Below are 2573 nucleotides of genomic sequence, written 5' to 3' on the forward strand. Positions count from 1 at the left end.
GATGAGCTGAGAGGTTCATGTCCGGTTCTGCGAGGGGCTAAGGGTGAAATTCCCTTGGTCTACTCACCCGTATATTCAAACTCATTCAGGCTGGGTATATACCGCATTTGTTATTGATGTGTTCTCACGAGCAATTGTTGGCTGGAAAGTATCTACACGGATGAATACAGATATGGTGCTCGATGCATTGGAGCAAGCATTGCACGATCGAGGCATGCCAAAGAATGTGATTCATCATTCCGATAGAGGTGTTCAATATCTTTCTATTCGCTATACCAATCGTTTAGAAGCTGCAAATTTACGAGCATCAGTCGGTACAACTGGTGATTCATACGATAATGCTTTGGCTGAAACGGTGAATGGCTTATACAAAACAGAGGTGATTGAATATTTAAAAGCAGATTGGCAAGGTTTAGCAGATGTACAACTTGCGACACTAAACTGGGTAGATTGGTTCAATAAAAAGCGTGTACACAGTGCACTGGGTTATGTATCGCCTTTTGAGTTTGAAGCAATGTACTATGATAAGATTAACCCGTTAGGTCAGGTGGCCTAACTTAAATAAAAAAGTCTCCGACAAACCCGGTACGGTTCAGTTTAACAGCCTGCACAACATGTTCATGGACCAATATACTGAACAGTGGAATGCACTAGATGTAATTGCTGAGCGTATCCGTGCTTTAGGTTTTCCTGCACCAGGTACTTATAAGCAATTTATAAAATTAGCTTCAATCAAGGAAGTCGAGAGTGTTCCTAAAGCAAATGAAATGATTCAGTTACTGGTTAATGCACATGAAGCGGTTGCGAGAACTGCAAGAAGTATATTTGATGTTGTGGATGAGGCGAATGACCAGCCAACAGCAGATGTACTCACACAACGATTAGATATTCATGAGAAAACTGCATGGATGTTAAGAAGTCTTTTAGAATAAATTTTGTCAGATGATAAATAAAAATATGAGGCTAACTGCCTCATATTTTTATTACTACAATTTGAAGTAAAGAACTAATTTCAAATTATAGTGATTTAGTGCTATAGTACCAATCTACATAGTTGTAGCCTTCAGATTTACGTGTATCAGCAGCTTCCATTGTTACTGGTGGTGGCACAATCACTTCTTGGCCCGGTTGCCAATTTTCAGGTGTAGCAACTTTGTATTCATCAGAAGTCTGTAACGCTTTAAGTACACGAAGAAACTCATCAATACTACGTCCATTACTCATAGGGTAATAAACCATTGCACGTAAGATACCTTCAGGATCGATAATAAAAGTCGCACGAACAGCTGCTGTATCACTAGCACCTGGTTGGATCATGCCATAAGCTTTGGCAACTTCCATTGAAAGATCGGCAATAATTGGGAATGGGATTTTAATGCCAAAATTTTCTTCAATACTACGTGCCCAAGCAATATGTGAATGTACACTATCAATTGATAAACCTAATAGTTCACAGTTCAGTTCAGCGAATTGCTCAGCGCGAGTTGCAAAACCCATAAATTCAGTAGTACAAACAGGTGTAAAGTCAGCTGGATGTGAGAAAAGAACTAACCATTTTCCCTTGTAATCTTCTAAACTTTTCATACCATGAGTAGTTTTGGCATTGAAATTTGGTGCTGGCTTATTTAATTGTGGAAATGTTACAACTTCATCTAGGTTAGACATTTACAGTCTCCTTAGGGGGGGAATTAATTTAAATAAGAAATGGTTGGATAACCTGCATCAATCCAAGCTTGCATACCACCTTCTACAGAATAAAGTTTTTCAAATCCCATATTTTGAAGTGCTTGAATTGATAGAGCTGAACGAGCTCCTGTACCACAGATTAAATAAATATCTTTTTCTGATAGTTCCTGTAAAGAATGTTCAATTTCGCAATGGTGATTCACTAGGGGATGTTGGGCTATTTTCATTTCCAGCATCCCTCGTGGAAAATTTACAGCTCGATCAATAGCTACAGTTTTGTATTCTTCAGGTTCACGAACGTCTATTAAAATTAAGTCAGGATATTCTAAATATTTCTCGTAGAGCTTCTCGACTTTTATTTCAATAACCTTATTTTTAGTTTCAGCTATTAGCTGGTTTGGGGTTTTCATAATATCCTTTTGAAGTAGATATCAATATAGTTTATATATTTATAATATAATAAGTATTCTCATTATTGTCTAATATTATTAAACTTCTTTCATAAATCAAAAAACAATCTTCGTTCTGATCCTTAGTTCAAAGCGATACATTGGGGTATCTCATTGTCAACTTTTTATTTAATGGTTAAGCAATTGAAAATGCATATTTCATCTAAAAGTAGACCATCCAAATGAAATTCTTCTCTTCCTGAGCTATTAGCAGGAATACTGAATGCTATTCTTGTTGCGAAAAGTTGTGGTATTTCTATAAAGCTACAGCCCTGAAATTTCACGGCTGTAGCTTTATAGTTCTCTGAGTAACGTCACGTGGATTTAATAGGTTTTATCTCTGTACACGACAAATTTCATAGGATCCTTGTCCTATCAGGCTTTTTCTTTCTTAAAATTGCTAGCACTTTCTTAAATTCTTCTTTTTTTCCAAAACCA

Annotated in this window: 2 protein-coding genes and 2 pseudogenes; 2 read left to right on the forward strand and 2 right to left on the reverse strand. The window is 36.8% G+C overall.

Annotated elements, in window-relative coordinates; all coding sequences use genetic code 11:
* Nucleotides 1-70: 70 nt before the first annotated feature.
* Together ACE01T_RS17460 and ACE01T_RS17465 are read left to right on the forward strand one after the other, a co-directional pair.
* Nucleotides 71-556, forward strand: a pseudogene (locus tag ACE01T_RS17460) (IS3 family transposase); the annotation flags it as partial.
* Between the two features lie 37 nt (nucleotides 557-593).
* Nucleotides 594-932 (forward strand): annotated as a pseudogene (locus ACE01T_RS17465) (Dps family protein); the annotation flags it as partial.
* An 85-nt stretch (nucleotides 933-1017) separates the two neighbouring features.
* Here the strand turns inward: ACE01T_RS17465 and ACE01T_RS17470 are convergent.
* Together ACE01T_RS17470 and ACE01T_RS17475 are read right to left on the reverse strand one after the other, a co-directional pair.
* Nucleotides 1018-1665, reverse strand: a complete 648-nt coding sequence (locus ACE01T_RS17470) for a peroxiredoxin (RefSeq protein WP_086194912.1) — start codon at nucleotides 1663-1665, stop codon at nucleotides 1018-1020.
* Between the two features lie 23 nt (nucleotides 1666-1688).
* Nucleotides 1689-2096 (reverse strand): rhodanese-like domain-containing protein, encoded by a 408-nt coding sequence (locus ACE01T_RS17475; RefSeq protein WP_004973758.1) that lies wholly within the window; start codon nucleotides 2094-2096, stop codon nucleotides 1689-1691.
* Nucleotides 2097-2573 lie beyond the last annotated feature (477 nt).

The sequence above is a fragment of the Acinetobacter uliginosus genome, assembly GCF_044130295.1.
Taxonomy (GTDB): Bacteria; Pseudomonadota; Gammaproteobacteria; order Pseudomonadales; family Moraxellaceae; genus Acinetobacter.